Origin of the sequence: Streptomyces hyaluromycini (genome assembly GCF_002217755.1) — a bacterium.
GTDB lineage: Bacteria > Actinomycetota > Actinomycetes > Streptomycetales > Streptomycetaceae > Streptomyces > Streptomyces hyaluromycini.
The window spans coordinates 812,995-831,151 of the sequence record NZ_BCFL01000017.1 but is presented as its reverse complement, the minus strand read 5'-3'; the positions used below and the strand labels follow the sequence as shown (position 1 = coordinate 831,151).

The following is an 18,157-nucleotide window of genomic DNA, read 5'->3' as shown; positions in this document are numbered from 1 at the left end:
GACATGGGAGACCTTGACATACGCCCCGCGGTCGCCGACGACATCCCGGCCATTGTCGGCATGCTCGCCGACGACCCGCTGGGTGCCCAGCGGGAATCACCGGACAACCTGGCGCCTTATCTGAGCGCTCTGGAACGACTCAGTGCCGACCCCAACCAGCAGCTGGTCGTGGCCGTCCGCGAAGGCCGCATCGTCGGCACACTCCAGCTCACGGTCATCCCCGGACTGTCGAGACGCGGCGCCACCCGGTCGATCATCGAAGGCGTACGTATCCACGCCGACGAGCGCGGCGGCGGCCTGGGCACCCGGTTCATCGAGTGGGCGATCGACGAATCCCGCCGTCAGGGCTGCCAGTTGGTCCAGCTGACCTCGGACACGTCACGGGTCGACGCCCATCGCTTCTACGAGCGGCTCGGCTTCACCGCCTCGCACGTGGGCTTCAAGCTCGAAATCTGAACCTCAGCGGCTCGTGGCCGAGCGGAGCGATCGCACGGGGCGGTGTTTCACGTGAAACACCGCCCCCGACTTCTCGACCGCTAGCCAATCCCCCGCCATCCCTCGGGGTCCACCCCACCGGGCACGGGAGCCGTCTCGTCGTACGGCTGACGCGTGAACACGAACGATCCGAGGTCCAGGTGGCTCACGGTGTCGTCCGGACGCCGTACGGGCCGCAGCAGCTCTCCGGCGTAGTAGCCCTCCAGGCCGGTCCAGGTGCCGTCGCCGTTGGATCGGAATCGGGCCCGGCGGCCGGCACCGGTCAGCGGTCCCAGCGAGACAAGCCCGTCGGCCGTCATCCGCAGCACGAAGGGATGTGTGCCCCAGTACCACTGGCCCGCCAACTCCAGGACAGAAGGCTCGACTTGGGCCAGGGGGCGCCATGGCTCGGGGATGCGCGGCTCGGCCTCCGCGACGATGCGGACGAGGTCGGCACCAGTGGCGGACAGCAGCGGGCCGGAGGTGCAGTTCGCCAGCACCACGGCCGCCACGTCGTCGTCCACGCTGATCGTGAGGTTGGCCAGGAAGCCGGGCAGCGAGCCGGAGTGCCCGACGAGCAGCCTGCCGTCACGGCGCTGGATCTGCAGGCCGAGGCCGTAGGTGGCGCCGTCCAGCACATCGGCGGGCTCGGCGGGGGCTGCCGGGGTGCGCATCTCCATCACCGACTCGGCACTCAGCACCCGGTCGTCCCCGGCCGCCAGGAACACGGCGAAGCGGGCCAGGTCTCCGGTGGTCGACCAGAGCTGCCCGGCCGGTGCCATCCGGCCGAGGTCCTCCAACGGCTCGGGGAGCATGGCGTCGGCCCAGGGATGCACCGCCCAGCCACCGGCGTGCGGCACCTGTGGCTGGGCGCTTGTGCGGTCGAGGCCCAGAGGTTCGAGCACCTCCCGCCGCAGCACCTCCTCCCAGGGAGCACCGCGGAGCTCTTCGACCAGCGCGCCCAGCAGGGTGTAACCGGGGTTGGAGTAGTGGTGGCGGCGGCCGACTGGATGCAGCAGGGGCTGCTCACCGAGGACATCGCTCAGCTCCGGCCGCAGTGAGCCCGGGGTGCGCTCCCACCAGGGAGCCGGCGACTCGGCCGCCAGGCCGCCGGTGTGCGCGAGTAGTTCGGCGATGGTCGCCTCCCCCGCCCCGGTGCCCGGCAGGTGTTTCTCCAGTGGGTCACCGAGATCGAGCAGCCCTTCGTCACGCAGCCTGAGCACAAGAACGGCCGTGAACGTCTTGGTGATCGAACCGATCCGGTACTGCACGTTCTCGTCCGGTCCGTGTCCGTCCACCGAGGTCCGCGCTCCATGCCAGACGGCACGCCCGCCTCGCACAACCGCCGCCACCAGTGACGGCGCCCGGCCTTCGGACTGGGCCACGGCGATCCGATGCAACAGCGCCCGCCGGGTGGCGGGGAGCAGCTCTTCCTGGAATGTCGTCATGCGCCCAGTCCACCTGGTGACCGGACCGGCGTCGAGCTCATTTCGGCGGCGCCGGCCAGGCCAGCGCCGCTCCCCGGCACGGATCAGGTCTGCGCCATGTCCACGAAGCGCGAGTAGTGACCCTGGAAGGCCACAGTGATCGTCGCCGTCGGGCCGTTTCGGTGCTTGCCGACGATGATGTCCGCCTCGCCCGCGCGCGGCGACTCCTTCTCGTAGGCGTCCTCGCGGTGGAGCAGGATGACCATGTCGGCGTCCTGCTCGATGGAGCCGGACTCACGCAGGTCGGACACCATCGGCTTCTTGTCCGTGCGCTGCTCGGGACCACGGTTGAGCTGCGAGAGCGCGATCACCGGGACCTCCAGCTCCTTCGCCAGCAGCTTGAGGTTTCGGGACATGTCCGACACCTCCTGCTGGCGGCTCTCGGAACGCTTGCCGCCGGACTGCATCAGCTGGAGATAGTCGATGATCACGAGCTTGATGTCGTTGCGCTGCTTGAGCCGGCGGCACTTCGCGCGGATCTCCATCATCGACAGGTTCGGGGAGTCGTCGATGTAGAGCGGCGCGGCCGAGACGTCCGGCATCCGGCGCGCCAGCCGGGTCCAGTCCTCGTCGGTCATCGTGCCGGACCGCATGTGGTGCAGGGCGACCCGGGCCTCGGCGGACAGCAGACGCATCGCGATCTCGTTGCGGCCCATTTCGAGGGAGAAGATGACACTGGGCAGGTTGTTCTTGATGGACGCGGCACGGGCGAAGTCCAGGGCCAGGGTCGACTTGCCCATGGCGGGACGGGCGGCGATGACGATCATCTGCCCCGGGTGCAGGCCGTTGGTGAGCGAGTCCAGGTCGGTGAAGCCGGTGGGGACGCCGGTCATCTCGCCGGTACGGGATCCGATCGCCTCGATCTCGTCGAGGGCGCCCTCCATGATGTCGCCGAGCGGCAGGTAGTCCTCGCTGGTCCGCTGCTCGGTGACGGCGTAGATCTCGGCCTGGGCGCTGTTGACGATCTCGTCGATGTCGCCGTCGGCCGCGTATCCCATCTGCGTGATCCGCGTGCCCGCCTCGACCAGCCGGCGCAGCACCGCCCGCTCATGGACGATCTCCGCGTAGTACTCGGCGTTCGCCGCCGTCGGCACCGTCTGGACGAGGGTGTGCAGATAGGAGGCACCGCCGACCTTGTTGATCTCGCCGCGTTTGGTGAGCTCGGCGGCGATGGTGATGGGGTCGGCCGGCTCGCCCTTCGCATAGACGTCGAGGATCGCCTGGTAGATCGTCTCGTGTGCGGGCTTGTAGAAGTCGTGGCCCTTGAGGATCTCGACGACGTCGGCGATGGCGTCCTTGGAGAGCAGCATGCCGCCGAGCACCGACTGCTCGGCGTCCAGATCCTGCGGAGGAACCCGCTCGAAGGTGGCGCCCCCGCCGTCCCAGTCTCCGCTGTCCCGACCGCGGTCGTGCCGGTCGTCCCGACCGCGGCCGCCCTCGTTCCGTCGGCGGGAGGCGGGCAGACGATCACCAGGACCGGCGTCGGCCCACGGATCGTCCAAGGGCTCGGAAATGCTCACCGAGCCACCTCCTCCCGTCCGCACCGCGGACCTCGCCATGCCCTCTTTTGTACGGCACGGCACTGACAACTAGGACGCCCCATTCCGGTTCTGGACGCGTCGGTTTTGTGAGGTTTCCGAGGCCGTGACAAGGAGCGGGTGCCGGACCACGGTAGGCCCGCGGGCACCGTCAGCCAATCTGGTTATCCACAGGCCATGTGGACGACCGCCCGTATGCTGTGGAGAACCCGCCAAAACCTGTGTACGACGCGGTGGACAGCCCTGTGAACAAGCCCTCGATCTCTGTCCACGACAGCTTCTGACCTGCCCTTTTCCCATCCACCGGCTGTGCAGAAGAAAAACTTTCCCGGTCGGACCAAGATCGCTTCGAACAGTGCGCGACAGTGCGGACCGCGCAACCCCCAGTAAGGGTCACTCGCCAATTGCATCTCTTACCTGTGGACGATTAGATTAGCGCCCATGTCACTGGCTCCCCCGATCCCCAAGGCCACCCGGCGGCGGCACGACCGAGAGATCGTCGCACTGGCCGTCCCGGCCTTCGGCGCACTCGTTGCCGAGCCGCTTTTCGTCATGGTCGACAGCGCGATCGTCGGCCATCTCGGCACCGCACAGCTGGCCGGCCTCGGGATCGCTTCGGCCCTCCTCACCACCGCCGTCAGCGTCTTCGTCTTCCTCGCCTACGCCACCACGGCCGCCGTCGCCCGCCGGGTCGGCGCCGGCGATCTCCAGGCGGCCATCCGTCAGGGCATGGACGGCATCTGGCTGGCACTGCTGCTCGGTGCCGTCGTCATCGCCGTCGTCCTGCCCCTCGCCCGCGGCATCGTGGACGTCTTCGGCGCCTCCGCCACCGCGGCTCCCTACGCGACCACCTACCTGAGGATCTCCTCCCTCGGTATCCCGGCCATGCTGGTCGTGCTCGCCGCCACCGGCGTCCTGCGCGGCCTCCAGGACACCCGGACGCCGCTGTACGTCGCCGTAGCGGGGTTCATCGCCAATGCCGGGCTCAATGCGGCGCTTGTCTACGGCGCCGGACTGGGCATCGCCGGCTCGGCCTGGGGCACGGTCATCGCCCAGTGCGGCATGGCAGCGGTCTATCTGACAGTCGTTGTGCGCGGCGCACGCAGGCATGGCGTTTCACTGCGCCCCGAGGCCGCCGGGATACGGGCCTCGGTACAGGCCGGCGTACCTCTGCTCGTCCGGACGCTTTCGCTGCGTGCCATCCTCATGATCGCCACCGCTGTGGCGACCCGGCTTGGTGATACAGACATCGCCGCCCATCAGATCGTGCTGTCCCTCTGGAGTCTGCTGGCCTTCGCCCTGGACGCGATCGCGATCGCCGGGCAGGCCGTCATCGGCCGCTATCTCGGGGCGGAAGACGCTGTCGGCGCCCGCGAGGCCTGCCGGCGGATGGTTCAGTGGGGCATCGCCACCGGAGTGGTCCTGGGCTTGCTGGTGATCGCCAGCCGACCGCTCTTTCTCCCCTTGTTCACCGGCGACCCCGCCGTGAAGAGCACCGCACTGCCCGCGCTGCTCATCGTGGCGCTCTCCCAGCCGATCTCCGGTGTGGTCTTCGTGCTCGACGGCGTGCTGATGGGTGCCGGAGACGGGCCGTATCTCGCCGGGGCCATGGTCCTGACTCTTGTGGTCTTCACGCCGGTGGCACTGATCGTCCCAACCCTCGGCGGCGGACTCACGGCGCTCTGGGGAGCCATGACGCTGATGATGACCGTACGGATGCTCACCCTCTGGCTGCGCGCCCGCTCCGGCCGGTGGATCGTGACCGGTGCGACGCGCTGACCAATGCGCACTGCCGACGGTTTCACGTGAACAGCGCGGGCTGTCACGTTTCACGTGAAACACCCACCGCTCCACATCATCGTCAGCCAAACCAAAGGGGCCGCACCCTCCACGGGTGCGGCCCCTTTCAGCTACTGCTCAAGCTGAGCGCAGCGTCAGCCCGCGACGACCTCGATGTTGACCTTGGCGGCAACCTCGGGGTGCAGACGCACGGACGTCTCGTGGGCGCCCAGGGTCTTGATCGCCGAAGCGACCTCGATGCGGCGCTTGTCGACGTCGGGGCCACCGGCAGCCTTGATCGCCGAAGCGATGTCGGCCTGGGTGACGGAACCGAAGAGGCGACCGGCGTCGCCGGCACGGACGGCCAGGCGGACCTTGACGCCCTCGAGCTGGGCCTTCACCTGGTTGGCCTGCTCGATGGTCTGGATCTCGTGGATCTTGCGAGCACGACGGATCTGCTCGACGTCCTTCTCGCCACCCTTGGTCCAGCGGATCGCGAACTTCCGCGGGATCAGGTAGTTGCGTGCGTAGCCGTCCTTGACGTCGACAACGTCGCCGGCGGCACCGAGGCCAGAAACCTCGTGGGTGAGGATGATCTTCATGAGTCGGTCACCCTTCCCTTAGCGCGCAGTGGAGGTGTAGGGCAGCAGCGCCATCTCACGGCTGTTCTTGACGGCCGTGGCGACGTCACGCTGGTGCTGCGTGCAGTTGCCGGTCACGCGGCGGGCACGGATCTTGCCGCGGTCGGAAATGAACTTCCGCAGCATGTTCGTGTCCTTGTAGTCCACGTACGTGACCTTGTCCTTGCAGAAAGCGCAGACCTTCTTCTTAGGCTTGCGCACAGGCGGCTTCGCCATGGTGTTTCTCCTGTGTGATCAAGAAGTGGGGATACGAGCCCTTGGCCCTTAGAAGGGGGGCTCGTCCGAGTAGCCGCCACCGCCGCCGGCGCCGGAGCCGCCGCCCCAGCCGCCACCGCCCTGGTTACCGCCACCGGCAGGAGTGCCGGAAGCCCAGGGGTCGTCGTTGGGAGCGCCGCCCTGGTTGCCGCCGCCGGAGCCACCGCCCCAGCTGCCGCCACCCTGGCCGCCACCGCCGCCGTAACCACCCTGGCCACCGCGGCCGCCGCCACCGGCGGTCTTGGTGACCTTGGCCGTGGCGCTCCGCAGGCTGGCGCCGACTTCCTCGACGTCCAGCTCGTAGACCGTGCGCTTGACACCCTCACGGTCCTCGTAGGACCGCTGCTTCAGCCGGCCCTGCACGATGACGCGCATGCCTCGCTGGAGCGACTCCGCGACGTTCTCCGCCGCCTGACGCCAGACCGAGCAGGTCAGGAACAGGCTCTCGCCGTCCTTCCACTCGTTCGTCTGGCGGTCGAAGGTGCGGGGGGTGGACGCGACACGGAACTTCGCGACCGCCGCACCGGAGGGGGTGAAGCGCAGCTCGGGGTCGTCGACAAGATTGCCGACGACCGTGATGACGGTCTCGCCTGCCATGGGGGAACCTCTCGGCGGGTTTGCTGCTGGCTGCTTGTGCTGCTACTCGAAATCCCGAGATCGGCTGAGCGGAGAGCTCAGTGGGTCTCGGGGCGGAGGACCTTGGTCCGGAGGACCGACTCGTTCAGGTTCATCTGGCGGTCGAGCTCCTTGACGACCGCAGGCTCGGCCTGCAGGTCGATGACCGAGTAGATGCCCTCGGGCTTCTTCTTGATCTCGTACGAGAGACGACGACGGCCCCAGGTGTCGACCTTCTCGACCTTTCCGTTGCCCTCACGGACGACGGAGAGGAAGTTCTCGATCAGGGGGGAGACAGCGCGCTCCTCCAGATCGGGGTCGAGGATGACCATCACCTCGTAGTGACGCATGTGGAACCCACCTCCTTTGGACTCAGCGGCCACGGTCGTTCCGTGGCAGGAGGGTTGTGATGCGTGCGCAACGGTATCGGCCGCCACTGACATTCGGGGGTTCCCGCTGGGATCCCGGCCAGGGTTAGGGCAGACACCGGTGCAGAGGGTACAGAGTACCCGCACACCCGCTTCCGGTTGAAATCCGGCCGCCGGGGCCCTCAATCTGTACACATCGGGTGTGTACGGCGCTACGATGCGCCGCCTTCCGCAGGAGGTGCCCTATGGCACAGGCATTGCGACCCAACACCGCCGGCTCCCTGTTCGCCACCGACGGCAAGACCCATCCGCTCCAGGACTCACTGATGGCAGTGACGCTGGCGCTCGGGCTGATCGCCTTCATCACGTCGTTCTTCCACAGCCTGCACCTGCTCAGCTCCTGGACCGGTCTGATCGGCCTCCTCGCCGGTCTCTACGGGCAGTGGATCTCGATCACCACGCGCGAGCGCTTCGGTCTGATCCTGGGTCTCGGTGCCTCAGGCGTCGGCTTCTTCATCGGCATGGCAAACGGCGGGCTGTTCGGGTAGGCCTCCGGCACCCCCGCACCACCGCGGAACGCCCCGGCCGCACAGGAGCCGGGGCGTAGGTGCCGTACGCCCAGTCAGGCTGTGGGCAAGGCGCAGTAGGCTTCGGCGCGAGAGCCGGAGCCCCTGTACCCATGGGGACACACCAGCCCGAGGAGCGCCCCGACATGAGCCTGACCCTGCAGACCATCAGCCGCGAACAGCATCTGGCGTACATCCAGAGCCTGCCGGCGGCTAGCCACATGCAGGTCCCGGCCTGGGCCGATGTCAAGGCGGAGTGGCGTTCGGAGAGCCTTGGCTGGTTCGACGACCGCACCGGCGAGATGGTCGGCGCGGGCCTGGTGCTGTACCGCCAGCTGCCCAAGATCAAGCGCTACCTGGCCTACCTGCCCGAGGGCCCGGTCATCAACTGGTTCGCGCCGAATCTCGACGAGTGGATCCAGCCGATGCTGGCGCACCTCAAGCAGCAGGGCGCGTTCTCGGTGAAGATGGGCCCGCCGGTGATCATCCGGCGCTGGGAGGCCAACTCCATCAAGCAGGGCATCCAGAACCCGGACGTGAAGCGGCTGCGCGACATCGAGCCCGACTTCATCGAGCCGCGTGCCTTCGAGGTGGCCGACAAGCTGCGCCGGATGGGCTGGCAGCAGGGCGAGGACGGCGGCGCCGGCTTCGGCGACGTGCAGCCCCGCTACGTCTTCCAGGTGCCGCTGGCCAACCGTTCCCTGGAAGAGGTCCACAAGAACTTCAACCAGCTATGGCGGCGCAACATCAAGAAGGCCGAGAAGGCCGGCGTCGAGGTCGTCCAGGGCGGCTACCAGGACCTGGCGGAGTGGCAGCGGCTGTACGAGATCACGGCCGTGCGCGACCACTTCCGGCCGCGCCCACTGTCGTACTTCCAGCGCATGTGGACGGCCCTCAACACCGAGGACCCCAACCGGATGCGGCTGTACTTCGCCCGCCACAACGGGATCAACCTCTCCGCGGCGACCATGCTGATCGTCGGCGGGCACGTCTGGTACTCGTACGGCGCCTCCGACAACATCGGCCGTGAGGTGCGGCCCTCGAACGCCATGCAGTGGCGGATGCTGCGCGACGCCTACGCGCTCGGCGCCACCGTCTACGACCTGCGCGGCATCTCCGACTCGCTGGACGAGACGGATCACCTCTTCGGCCTGATCCAGTTCAAGGTGGGCACCGGCGGTGAGGCCGCCGAGTACCTCGGCGAGTGGGACTTCCCGCTGAACAAGCTGCTCCACAAGGCGCTCGACATCTACATGTCGCGCCGCTGACGTCACGCTCCGTGCTTCTATAGCCCTGACACACCGCACTCCTCTGGCACACCCCAGCCATCCAGAAAGGTCCGAGGTCCGGCCATGGCGCTCACGCTCTACGTCGACACCGCGCGCTGGCGTGCGCACCACAAGCGCGTGCAGGAGCAGTTCCCGGGCCTGGTCCCGGTCTGCAAGGGCAACGGCTACGGCTTCGGGCACGAACGGCTGGCGGAGGAGGCCACACGTCTCGGCTCGGACATCCTCGCCGTCGGAACGACGTACGAGGCCGCGCGCATCAAGGACTGGTTCGGCGGCGACCTGCTGGTGCTGACGCCGTACCGGCGCGGCGAGGAGCCGGTGCCGCTGCCCGACCGGGTCATCCGCTCGGTGTCGTCCATCGACGGTGTGTACGGCCTGGTGGGCGCCCGGGTGGTCATCGAGGTGATGTCCACGATGAAGCGGCACGGCATCAGCGAGCAGGACCTGCCGCAGCTGCACTCCGCCATAGAGAACGTCCGCCTGGAGGGCTTCGCCATCCATCTGCCGCTGGACCGCACCGACGGCTCGGACGCCGTCGAGGAGGTCATCGGCTGGATGGACCGGCTGCGCGCGGCGCGGCTGCCGCTGCACACGATGTTCGTCAGCCACCTCAAGGCCGACGAACTCGCCCGGTTGCAGCAGCAGTTCCCGCAGACCCGGTTCCGGGCCAGGATCGGCACCCGGCTGTGGCTGGGGGACCATGACGCGACCGAGTACCGCGGGGCGGTCCTGGACGTCACCCGCGTCGCCAAGGGCGACCGGTTCGGCTACCGGCAGCAGAAGGCGGCCTCGGACGGCTTCCTGGTGGTCGTTGCGGGCGGTACGTCGCACGGGGTGGGCCTGGAGGCCCCGAAGGCCCTGCACGGCGTCATGCCGCGCGCCAAGGGCGTCGCACGGGCCGGCCTGGCCACGGTGAACCGGAACCTCGCTCCGTTCGTCTGGGGCGGCAAGCAGCGCTGGTTCGCGGAGCCGCCGCACATGCAGGTGTCGATCCTCTTCGTGCCCTCGGACGCCCCGGAGCCGAAGGTCGGTGAGGAACTGGTGGCCCATCTGCGGCACACCACCACCCAGTTCGACCGTCTCGTGGACCGCTGACCGACCGCAGGACAGAGAGAGGGCCGCACACGGAGTCCGTGTGCGGCCCTCTCTCTGTCGAGGACCTGGGCTGTTCGCTCAGAGCGAACCGTCCTCGGAGGATCGGCTTCCCCATTCCACCTGCGGACCGTCGAAGTGGACGGCGTGGCGTGGGGGATGGGCTGCCGCACCGAGTACGAAGACGTCCTCCGCACCGTCCAGCACCCCGCCCGAGGGATCGTCGTCCCCGGAGCGGCGCACCACGTCCCGCTCTGGCATGAGGATGTCGCGCACGACCATGCCGCACAGGTAGAGCGTGCCCAGCAGGTGCACGGCGATGGCCCAGTGGTAGCCGTCGGTCGGCAGGCCCTTGTGAGCGTCTCCGCTGGTCGTGTACGCGAGGTACATCCAGATCCCCAGGAAGTACGCCACCTCGCACGCCTGCCAGATCAGGAAGTCCCGCCACTTGGGCCGGGCGAGGACGGCCAGCGGCACCAGCCAGAGCACGTACTGCGGGGAGTAGACCTTGTTGGTGAGGATGAAGGCCGCCACCACCAGGAAGGCCAGCTGGGCGAAGCGTGGCCGGCGTGGGGCGGTGAGGGTCAGGGCGGCGATGCCCAGGAAGCAGAGCAGCACGAGGACCGTGGCCGCGGTGTTCACGAAGTCGATGCTGGGCGGTGTGGTCGTGTTCTGCGCCCAGATCAGCCAGAAGGAGCCGAAGTCGACACCCCGCTCCTGGCTGAACGTGTAGAACTTCGACCAGCCGTCGAAGGCGAAGATCATCACCGGCAGGTTCACGACGAGCCAGGCGGCCACTGCACCGCCCGTGGCAATGAAGAACTCCCGCCACTTCCCCGCGCGCCAGCACAGCAGGAACAGCGGTCCCAGCAGGAACACGGGATACAGCTTGGCGGCCGTGGCAAGCCCCAGGAGGACGCCGAACGCGAGGGGACGGCTCCGGGACCACATCAGCATCGCTGCGGCCGTCAGGGCGACCGCCAGGAGGTCCCAGTTGATGGTGGCGGTCAGGGCGAAGGCGGGTGCCAGGGCTACCAGCAGGCCGTCCCAGGGGCGCCGGCGGTGCGTGCGGACCACGCACACCGCGATGACGGCGGCGCACAGCATCAGCATTCCGGCGTTGACGAACCAGTACACCTGCTCCTGGAGCATGATGCTGCCGCTGCCCGGCGTGAGCCATGCGGCCACCTCCATGAACACACCGGTCAGCACCGGGTATTCGAGGTAGTCCATGTCGCCCGGAAGCTTGTCGAAGTACGGCACCAGACCGTCGGCGAAACCGCGCCCCTGATAGAGGTGAGGAATGTCCGAATAGCAGGCGTGGGTGTACTGGGAGCTCGCGCCGAAGAACCAGCCGCTGTCGTAGCAGGGCACCTTCTGGACCATGCCGAGGGCGAACATCCCGACCGCCACGATGACGACCACCCGTAGCGGCGTCCACCAGGACGTCCCGAGCAGGGCACGCCGCCCGATGGGGCCACCGATCAGCTCACTCCCGGCGGCGGCGACCTCGTCTTCCCTGGTCGGCCGCACCGGCTCCGGCTCGCGCACGCCCGCGGGCGTCGTCTCTGCACTGGGCATGGGGCACATCCTGCCGTACCTCTCTAGGAATACGCCGAGGGCCGCCGCACCTCGTCCGGTGCGACGGCCCATGTTTCACGTGAAACAGACTTCGGCGGGTGAAATAGTCACCAACCGGTCGGACCGCGGCTAGCCGGTCGACCCACCGAAGAGGTTTCCTCCGCCGTTGGCATTGCCTCTGGTGCTCCCGTCGCCGGTTGTCTCGGTGGCCGTCGGCGAGGACGTCGTACCGGACGTACTGCCGGTGTCACCGCCGTCGGTGGAGCAGTTGAACGCGAACTGGCAGGTCTCCGTCGCCGTGGGCGACGGGGAGGTGACCGTCTCGCTGGGCGTGGCGGTCGGCGTCTCGGTGGGCGTCTCACTCGGCGTGATGCTGATGGTCGGCGTCGGCGAGGGAGCCCCCGACTCGTCGGCGATCTCGCCCACCTTGGTGGCGTCCGGGAAGCCCGGGTCGTTCTTGCCCTTCAGCGCGGACTCCATGTACTCGGTCCACACCGCGGTCGGGATGTCACCACCGTGGATGGACGCCACGCCGGCGGTGCCGTTCATGGAGAGCAGCTCGGCGTCCTTCGGGTTCTCACGGAACATCGCCACCGACGTGGCCAGCTGCTGGGTGTAGCCGACGAACCAGGCCGACTTGTTGCTGTCGGTGGTACCGGTCTTGCCCGCCGCCGTACGGCCCAGGGCCTTGGCATTGGTACCCGTACCGTTCTGGATCACGTTCTCCAGGGTGTCCGTGACGTTGTTCGCGATGTCCTCGGGCATCGCGCTGGTCACCTTCGGCTTGCTGAAGCCCTGCAGGTCGGTTCCGTCCTGCTTGACCTCGGTCACCGAATACGGGTCCGCGTGCTTGCCGGAGGCGGCGAAGGTCGCGTAGGCGTCGGCCATGCGGATCGCGCTCGGAGTCGACGTACCGAGGGCGAAGGACGGGTTGAGGGTCGCGAAGCTGCTGTCCAGGATGCCGGACCGGCTGGCCACGTCCCTCACGTGCGACATGCCGACGTCCCAGCCGAGCTGCACGAACGGCGTGTTGATCGACTGCTCCATCGCCTTGCGCAGGGTGATGTACCCCCAGCGATAGTTGCTCTCGTTGTTCTGGAAGAACGTCGAGCCGTCCTTGTTCAGAACGGCGGTGCCGTCCTCGTTCAGGACCTTGAGATGGTCGTTGCCGTTGTACTTGCTCAGCGGCGAGACCCCGTCAGGAGAGGTCTTGTACGTGCCGTACTGCATGGCGGCGGCCAGGACGAAGGGCTTCCACGTCGAACCGACGGGGACACCGGAGGTGTCGGCGTTGTTGGTGAAGTGGTTGTTCTCGTAGCCGGCACCGCCGTACAGGGCGACGATCGCGCCGTCGTTGGGCACCACCGAGGCGGCACCGAACTGGACGTACTTGTCCTTCTCGCGGTTCTTCGGGTCCAGGCGCGCCTTCTGGACCTTCTGCACGGCCGCGGTCAGCGCGTTGACCTTGTCCTTCTGGAAGGTCGTGTAGATCTGGAAGCCGCCCTTGTCGAACTGCGTCTCCGTGATGTTGGAGTGCGCGAGGACGTACTTCTTGGCCGTGTCGGCGAGGTAGCTGATCTGACCGGTCATGCCCTTGACCGCCTTGCGGCCCTGGGGCATCGGGTACTTCTTGATGGCCGTCTGGTACTCGGCATCGGTGAGGTGCTGGTCCTTGTGCATCTCCTCGAGGATCCAGGCCCAGCGCTCGTGTGAGCGCTGGTAGTTGGCCTTCTGGGAGGCCGCGGAGTCGATGTCCGGGTTGCCCGCGGGGTCGTAGTAGGTCGCGCCCTTGAGCAGGGCCGCCAGGACCGCGCACTGGCTCGGCGTGAGGTTTTTCGCGTCCACGCCGTAGTAGGTCTGGGCGGCGGCCTGGATGCCGTACGCGCCACGGCCGAAGTACGAGGTGTTCAGGTAGCCCTGGAGGATCAGCGGCTTGCTGACCTTGGTGCCTACCTTGATGGAGATGAACATCTCCTTGAACTTGCGGGTGAGCGTCTGGTCCTGGCTGAGGTAGGTGTTCTTGACGAACTGCTGGGTGATCGTCGAACCACCCTGCGTCTCACCGCCCTGGGCCATGTTGACGAGCGCGCGGGCGATGCCCTTGAAGTCGACGCCCGGGTCCGTGTAGAAGGTCTTGTTCTCTGCCGAGATCACGGCGTTCTGCATGGCTTCGGGGATCTGGGCGATATTGACGTTCTGCCGGTTGACGCCGGTGCCCGTCGCGACCATCTGCTTGCCGTCGGCCCAGTAATAGACGTTGTTCTGGGACTGGGCCGCCGTGTTCTCGCTCGGGACACCCACCATGGCGTAGCTGACGCCGACCAGCGCCACCAGGCTGCCGAAGAAGGTGATGCACAGCCCCGAGACGAGCCTCCAGGAAGGCACCCAACGGCGCCAGCCGAATCTGTTCGCCCTGGGGTAGTCGATGAGGCGCTTCTTGCCGGGCGCCGTCGACGCCCGGCCTCTGCCACGCCCTGGCCCGGCAGGACCACCCGGACCACGACTCCCGTTGTCGGCCGGTCTGCGGCGACTGTTTCCGGTGCTTCTCTGCGCCGCCCGGCGTGCCTCGGCACGGCTGCCGTACGGACGCTCCTCACCTCCCGGGCCCGAGTCCGACCCATAGGAACTGGACCCATAGGAGTCGGAAAGAGACCCGGTGGCGCCTCGCGGTGCCGCACGGCGGCCGGAGGACGGTCCGGACTGGCCGCGTCGGGCCGCGGCACGTCCGCCTCCCTGCGGCGGCGGCGGTTTGCGACGGTGCTCGCTCATCGAACGATTACTCCTCGGGCAGGCGCACCCGTGCGCGCCTGGAACGGCGGCTGGTTTCCGGTCCCCCCAAAGTACGGATGTGGTCGGTCCTGCATTCACCCGTACTGCACCGAGGACGTGGACGCCCCCCAGGCGTCACTTGGTTCCCGGTGGTGTGCATGCCGCACAGACTACGCACCACCAAAACCCGCCGAGCCCCGAAGTTCACCCCAAATCAGGCAACTTGCCTCCAACGAATCGGTGATGTGATCCCGTTCACCGTCGCTCCTCTTGTCGCACGGGAAAGGTCGATCTATCGTCGTGATGTATCGAGCCGATACATCAGAGCGAGATAAGCGAACCGCAGACGAGAGGAGGCGACCATGAGCCGGCGCTCCGGCATCCTTGAGTTCGCCATCCTCGGCCTGCTCCGCGAGTCCCCGATGCACGGCTACGAGCTGCGGAAACGGCTCAACACATCTCTGGGCGTCTTCCGTGCCTTCAGCTACGGGACGCTCTACCCCTGCCTCAAGACGCTGGTCGCCACCGGCTGGTTGATCGAGGAGCCGGGCAGCACCGCCGAGGACGCCCTCGCCGCACCGCTCGCCGGCCGCCGCGCCAAGATCGTCTACCGGTTGACGGCCGAAGGTAAAGAGCACTTCGAGGAGCTCCTGTCCCAGACCGGCCCCGACGCGTACGAGGACGAGCACTTCGCGGCGCGGTTCGCCTTCTTCGGGCAGACCTCGCGCGATGTGCGGATGCGCGTGCTGGAGGGCCGCCGCAGCCGGCTGGAGGAGCGCCTGGAGAAGATGCGCGCCTCGCTGGCGCGCACCCGGGAGCGCCTCGACGACTACACGCTTGAGCTCCAGCGCCACGGGATGGAGTCCGTGGAGCGCGAAGTGCGCTGGCTGAACGAGCTCATCGAGAGCGAGCGGGCCGGGCGGGACCTGAAGGGTTCCGCTTCCGGGGGGTCCGCTCAGCAGAACACCACCAATGGAGCGCCGGGCGTCCTGCCCCGGTCCGGGGAACCTCTCCGGCCGGATACGCCCGACGACACCGCCACGTGAGACCCGTTCAGGGCCTCACTCGTACACACAGGGAGCAACCGGAATGGGTTCGGTTCGCGTAGCCATCGTAGGCGTGGGCAACTGCGCCGCGTCGCTGGTGCAGGGAGTCGAGTACTACAAGGACGCCGACCCGGCGTCCAAGGTCCCCGGCCTGATGCACGTCCAGTTCGGCGACTACCACGTCAAGGACGTCGAGTTCGTCGCTGCGTTCGACGTGGACGCCAAGAAGGTCGGCCTCGACCTGGCGGACGCCATCGGCGCCTCCGAGAACAACACCATCAAGATCTGCGACGTACCCAACAGCGGTGTCACCGTCCAGCGCGGCCACACCCTCGACGGCCTCGGTAAGTACTACCGCCTGACCATCGAGGAGTCCGAGGCCGAGCCGGTCGACATCGTCCAGATCCTCAAGGACAAGCAGGTCGACGTCCTCGTCTGCTACCTGCCCGTCGGTTCCGAGGACGCGGCGAAGTTCTACGCCCAGTGCGCCATCGACGCCAAGGTCGCCTTCGTCAACGCCCTCCCGGTCTTCATCGCCGGCACCAAGGAGTGGGCGGACAAGTTCACCGAGGCCGGTGTCCCGATCGTCGGTGACGACATCAAGTCGCAGGTCGGCGCCACCATCACGCACCGCGTCATGGCGAAGCTGTTCGAGGACCGGGGCGTCGTCCTGGACCGCACGATGCAGCTGAACGTCGGCGGCAACATGGACTTCAAGAACATGCTTGAGCGTGACCGCCTCGAGTCCAAGAAGATCTCCAAGACGCAGGCCGTCACCTCCCAGATCCCCGACCGGGACCTCGGCGAGAAGAACGTCCACATCGGCCCGTCCGACTACGTGGCCTGGCTGGACGACCGCAAGTGGGCCTACGTCCGCCTCGAGGGCCGTGCCTTCGGTGACGTCCCGCTGAACCTGGAGTACAAGCTCGAGGTCTGGGACTCCCCGAACTCCGCGGGTGTCATCATCGACGCCCTGCGCGCCGCGAAGATCGCCAAGGACCGCGGCATCGGCGGCCCGATCCTCTCCGCGTCCAGCTACTTCATGAAGTCCCCGCCGGTCCAGTACTTCGACGACGAGGCCCGCGAGAACGTGGAGAAGTTCATCCGCGGCGACGTCGAGCGCTGACCCGGCACACCACCGGGGGCTGAAGCTCCCAAAAATCAAGTTCGCCAAAAAATCGCTCCTGCCAGGGCTCAGAGGGTCCCCGGGTCATCCGATCCGGGGACCCCTCTCCTGTGCGCGGCCCCATATGTGAGGCTGTGCCCCATGCCCGTCGTCCGCGACCTGCGTGTCCTGCTGCGCCTGCGGAACTTCCGCCGTCTACTCGTCATACGCCTGCTCTCCCAGGGGGCCGACGGCGTCTACCAGGTCGCCCTCGCCGCCTACGTCGTCTTCTCCCCGGAGAAGCAGACCTCACCGGCAGCGATCGCCTCGGCCATGGCCGTCCTGCTCCTCCCGTACTCCCTCGTGGGCCCCTTCGCCGGCGTTCTGCTGGACCGCTGGCGCCGCCGCCAGATCTTCCTCTACGGCAATCTGCTGCGTGCGCTACTGGCTGCGGCCACCGCAGTCCTCATGGTCAGCCACGTTCCCGACTGGCTCTTCTACGCCTCCGCCCTGTGCGTCACGGCCGTCAACCGCTTCGTCCTTTCGGGTCTGTCCGCCGCGTTGCCACGGGTGGTCGACACCGACCGGCTGGTGCTCGCCAACTCTCTGTCCCCGACCGCGGGCACCCTTGCCGCGACCGCCGGCGGCGGCCTCGCCTTCGCTGTACGGCTGGTGGCCTCGGATTCCGATGCCGCAGTGGTGTTGCTGGGCGCCGCCCTGTACCTGTGCTCGGCCCTCGCCTCTCTGACCATGGCCCCCGACCTTCTCGGCCCGGACCTGCATCCAACACAGCCGAGCCTGGGAACGGCCGTGATCACCACCGCACGCGACCTTCTGGAAGCGATACGGCACCTCGCCGCGCCGCGGCGCCGTGAGGCGGTCTGGGCGCTGGTCAGCATGACGGCGATGCGTTTCTGCTACGGCGCGCTGCTCGTCCTGGTGCTGATGCTGTGCCGGTACGCCCTCTCGTCGGACCCGGACGACGGACTCGGCCTACTGGGGCTGGCTCTGGGGATCTCCGGCGCGGGCTTCTTCGCCGCCGCGGTGGTGACGCCGTGGGCCGCGGGGCGACTCGGCCCCGGCCGCTGGATCGTCGTGTGCGCCGCGTCCGCCGCCGTACTGGAGCCCGCCCTGGGCCTCCCGTTCACGACCGTTCCCATGCTCGTCGCCGCCTTCGTCCTGGGGCTGATCACCCAGGGCGCGAAGATCGCCACGGACACCATCGTGCAGTCGTCCGTCGACGACGGTTTCCGCGGCCGGATCTTCTCCGTGTACGACGTGCTCTTCAACGTCGCCTTCGTCGGGGCCGCAGCTGTAGCCGCACTGATGCTCCCGCCGGACGGCCGCTCAGCGACCCTCGTCATCACCGTCGCCTTCATCTACGCAGCGGTTGCCGTGGCCATGGCCCGCTTCGAGCGCAGCCGGCGGCCACAGCAGAGTCACGCAAGACCGTAGCGAGGACACAGTGAGGGGTGATGTTTCACGTGAAACATCACCCCTCACTGTGTCCTCGTGGGGTCATGTTTCACGTGAAACATGACCCCGCTGCGCA

16 protein-coding genes are annotated in these 18,157 nt (G+C 67.7%); 8 read left to right on the top strand and 8 right to left on the bottom strand.

Going from position 1 to position 18,157, the window contains the following annotated elements; genetic code table 11:
• Positions 1-3 precede the first annotated feature (3 nt).
• Positions 4-456 carry a GNAT family N-acetyltransferase gene (locus tag SSP29_RS11680; protein WP_089100483.1) on the top strand — a complete coding sequence of 151 codons (453 nt, stop codon included), beginning with the start codon at positions 4-6 and terminating at the stop codon, positions 454-456.
• 80 nt (positions 457-536) lie between these two features.
• Here SSP29_RS11680 and SSP29_RS11675 read toward each other — a convergent pair whose 3' ends face one another.
• Both SSP29_RS11675 and dnaB read right to left on the bottom strand, forming a co-directional pair.
• Positions 537-1,922, bottom strand: coding sequence for a serine hydrolase domain-containing protein (locus SSP29_RS11675; RefSeq protein ID WP_089100482.1), 1,386 nt, complete (start codon positions 1,920-1,922; stop codon positions 537-539).
• An 83-nt stretch (positions 1,923-2,005) separates the two neighbouring features.
• Entirely contained in the window at positions 2,006-3,481 is a 1,476-nt protein-coding gene (gene dnaB, locus SSP29_RS11670; protein WP_089100481.1) for a replicative DNA helicase, read from the bottom strand.
• 459 nt (positions 3,482-3,940) lie between these two features.
• Between dnaB and SSP29_RS11665 the strand changes: the two genes are divergently transcribed.
• Positions 3,941-5,278: an MATE family efflux transporter gene (locus SSP29_RS11665; RefSeq protein WP_089100480.1), complete on the top strand. Its 1,338-nt coding sequence runs from the start codon at positions 3,941-3,943 to the stop codon at positions 5,276-5,278.
• A 155-nt stretch (positions 5,279-5,433) separates the two neighbouring features.
• On the opposite strand, the gene rplI is transcribed toward SSP29_RS11665, so the two are convergent.
• The 4 genes from rplI to rpsF form a co-directional block, all read right to left on the bottom strand.
• On the bottom strand, positions 5,434-5,880 hold the full coding sequence (gene rplI, locus SSP29_RS11660) for a 50S ribosomal protein L9 (RefSeq protein ID WP_089100479.1): 447 nt from the start codon (positions 5,878-5,880) through the stop codon (positions 5,434-5,436).
• An 18-nt stretch (positions 5,881-5,898) separates the two neighbouring features.
• The gene (gene rpsR / locus SSP29_RS11655) at positions 5,899-6,135 is read right to left on the bottom strand and encodes a 30S ribosomal protein S18 (protein WP_003949403.1); all 237 of its coding nucleotides are present in this window, start codon (positions 6,133-6,135) and stop codon (positions 5,899-5,901) included.
• Positions 6,136-6,183: 48 nt separating this feature from the next.
• Positions 6,184-6,771 (bottom strand): single-stranded DNA-binding protein, encoded by a 588-nt coding sequence (locus SSP29_RS11650; protein WP_089100478.1) that lies wholly within the window; start codon positions 6,769-6,771, stop codon positions 6,184-6,186.
• A 77-nt stretch (positions 6,772-6,848) separates the two neighbouring features.
• On the bottom strand, positions 6,849-7,139 hold the full coding sequence (rpsF, locus tag SSP29_RS11645; protein ID WP_006604399.1) for a 30S ribosomal protein S6: 291 nt from the start codon (positions 7,137-7,139) through the stop codon (positions 6,849-6,851).
• Between the two features lie 263 nt (positions 7,140-7,402).
• Between rpsF and SSP29_RS11640 the strand changes: the two genes are divergently transcribed.
• The 3 genes from SSP29_RS11640 to SSP29_RS11630 all read left to right on the top strand — a co-directional run bounded on the left by SSP29_RS11640 (position 7,403) and on the right by SSP29_RS11630 (position 10,107).
• Positions 7,403-7,705 carry a hypothetical protein gene (locus tag SSP29_RS11640; protein ID WP_089100477.1) on the top strand — a complete coding sequence of 101 codons (303 nt, stop codon included), beginning with the start codon at positions 7,403-7,405 and terminating at the stop codon, positions 7,703-7,705.
• A gap of 164 nt (positions 7,706-7,869) precedes the next feature.
• Entirely contained in the window at positions 7,870-8,991 is a 1,122-nt protein-coding gene (locus SSP29_RS11635; RefSeq protein ID WP_089100476.1) for a lipid II:glycine glycyltransferase FemX, read from the top strand.
• Positions 8,992-9,075: 84 nt separating this feature from the next.
• Positions 9,076-10,107 carry an alanine racemase gene (locus SSP29_RS11630; RefSeq protein WP_089100475.1) on the top strand — a complete coding sequence of 344 codons (1,032 nt, stop codon included), beginning with the start codon at positions 9,076-9,078 and terminating at the stop codon, positions 10,105-10,107.
• A 78-nt stretch (positions 10,108-10,185) separates the two neighbouring features.
• Here SSP29_RS11630 and SSP29_RS11625 read toward each other — a convergent pair whose 3' ends face one another.
• Positions 10,186-11,685 (bottom strand): glycosyltransferase family 87 protein, encoded by a 1,500-nt coding sequence (locus SSP29_RS11625; protein WP_174855949.1) that lies wholly within the window; start codon positions 11,683-11,685, stop codon positions 10,186-10,188.
• 129 nt (positions 11,686-11,814) lie between these two features.
• Complete coding sequence (locus tag SSP29_RS11620) at positions 11,815-14,070, bottom strand: transglycosylase domain-containing protein (protein WP_089100473.1); 2,256 nt, start codon at positions 14,068-14,070, stop codon at positions 11,815-11,817.
• A 746-nt stretch (positions 14,071-14,816) separates the two neighbouring features.
• Here SSP29_RS11620 and SSP29_RS11615 point away from each other — a divergent pair.
• From SSP29_RS11615 to SSP29_RS11605, 3 genes are all read left to right on the top strand, one after another.
• Positions 14,817-15,500 carry a PadR family transcriptional regulator gene (locus SSP29_RS11615; protein ID WP_089100472.1) on the top strand — a complete coding sequence of 228 codons (684 nt, stop codon included), beginning with the start codon at positions 14,817-14,819 and terminating at the stop codon, positions 15,498-15,500.
• 43 nt (positions 15,501-15,543) lie between these two features.
• Positions 15,544-16,626 (top strand): inositol-3-phosphate synthase, encoded by a 1,083-nt coding sequence (locus SSP29_RS11610; protein ID WP_089100471.1) that lies wholly within the window; start codon positions 15,544-15,546, stop codon positions 16,624-16,626.
• Positions 16,627-16,767: 141 nt separating this feature from the next.
• The gene (locus SSP29_RS11605; protein ID WP_089100470.1) at positions 16,768-18,060 is read left to right on the top strand and encodes an MFS transporter; all 1,293 of its coding nucleotides are present in this window, start codon (positions 16,768-16,770) and stop codon (positions 18,058-18,060) included.
• Positions 18,061-18,157: the final 97 nt, after the last annotated feature.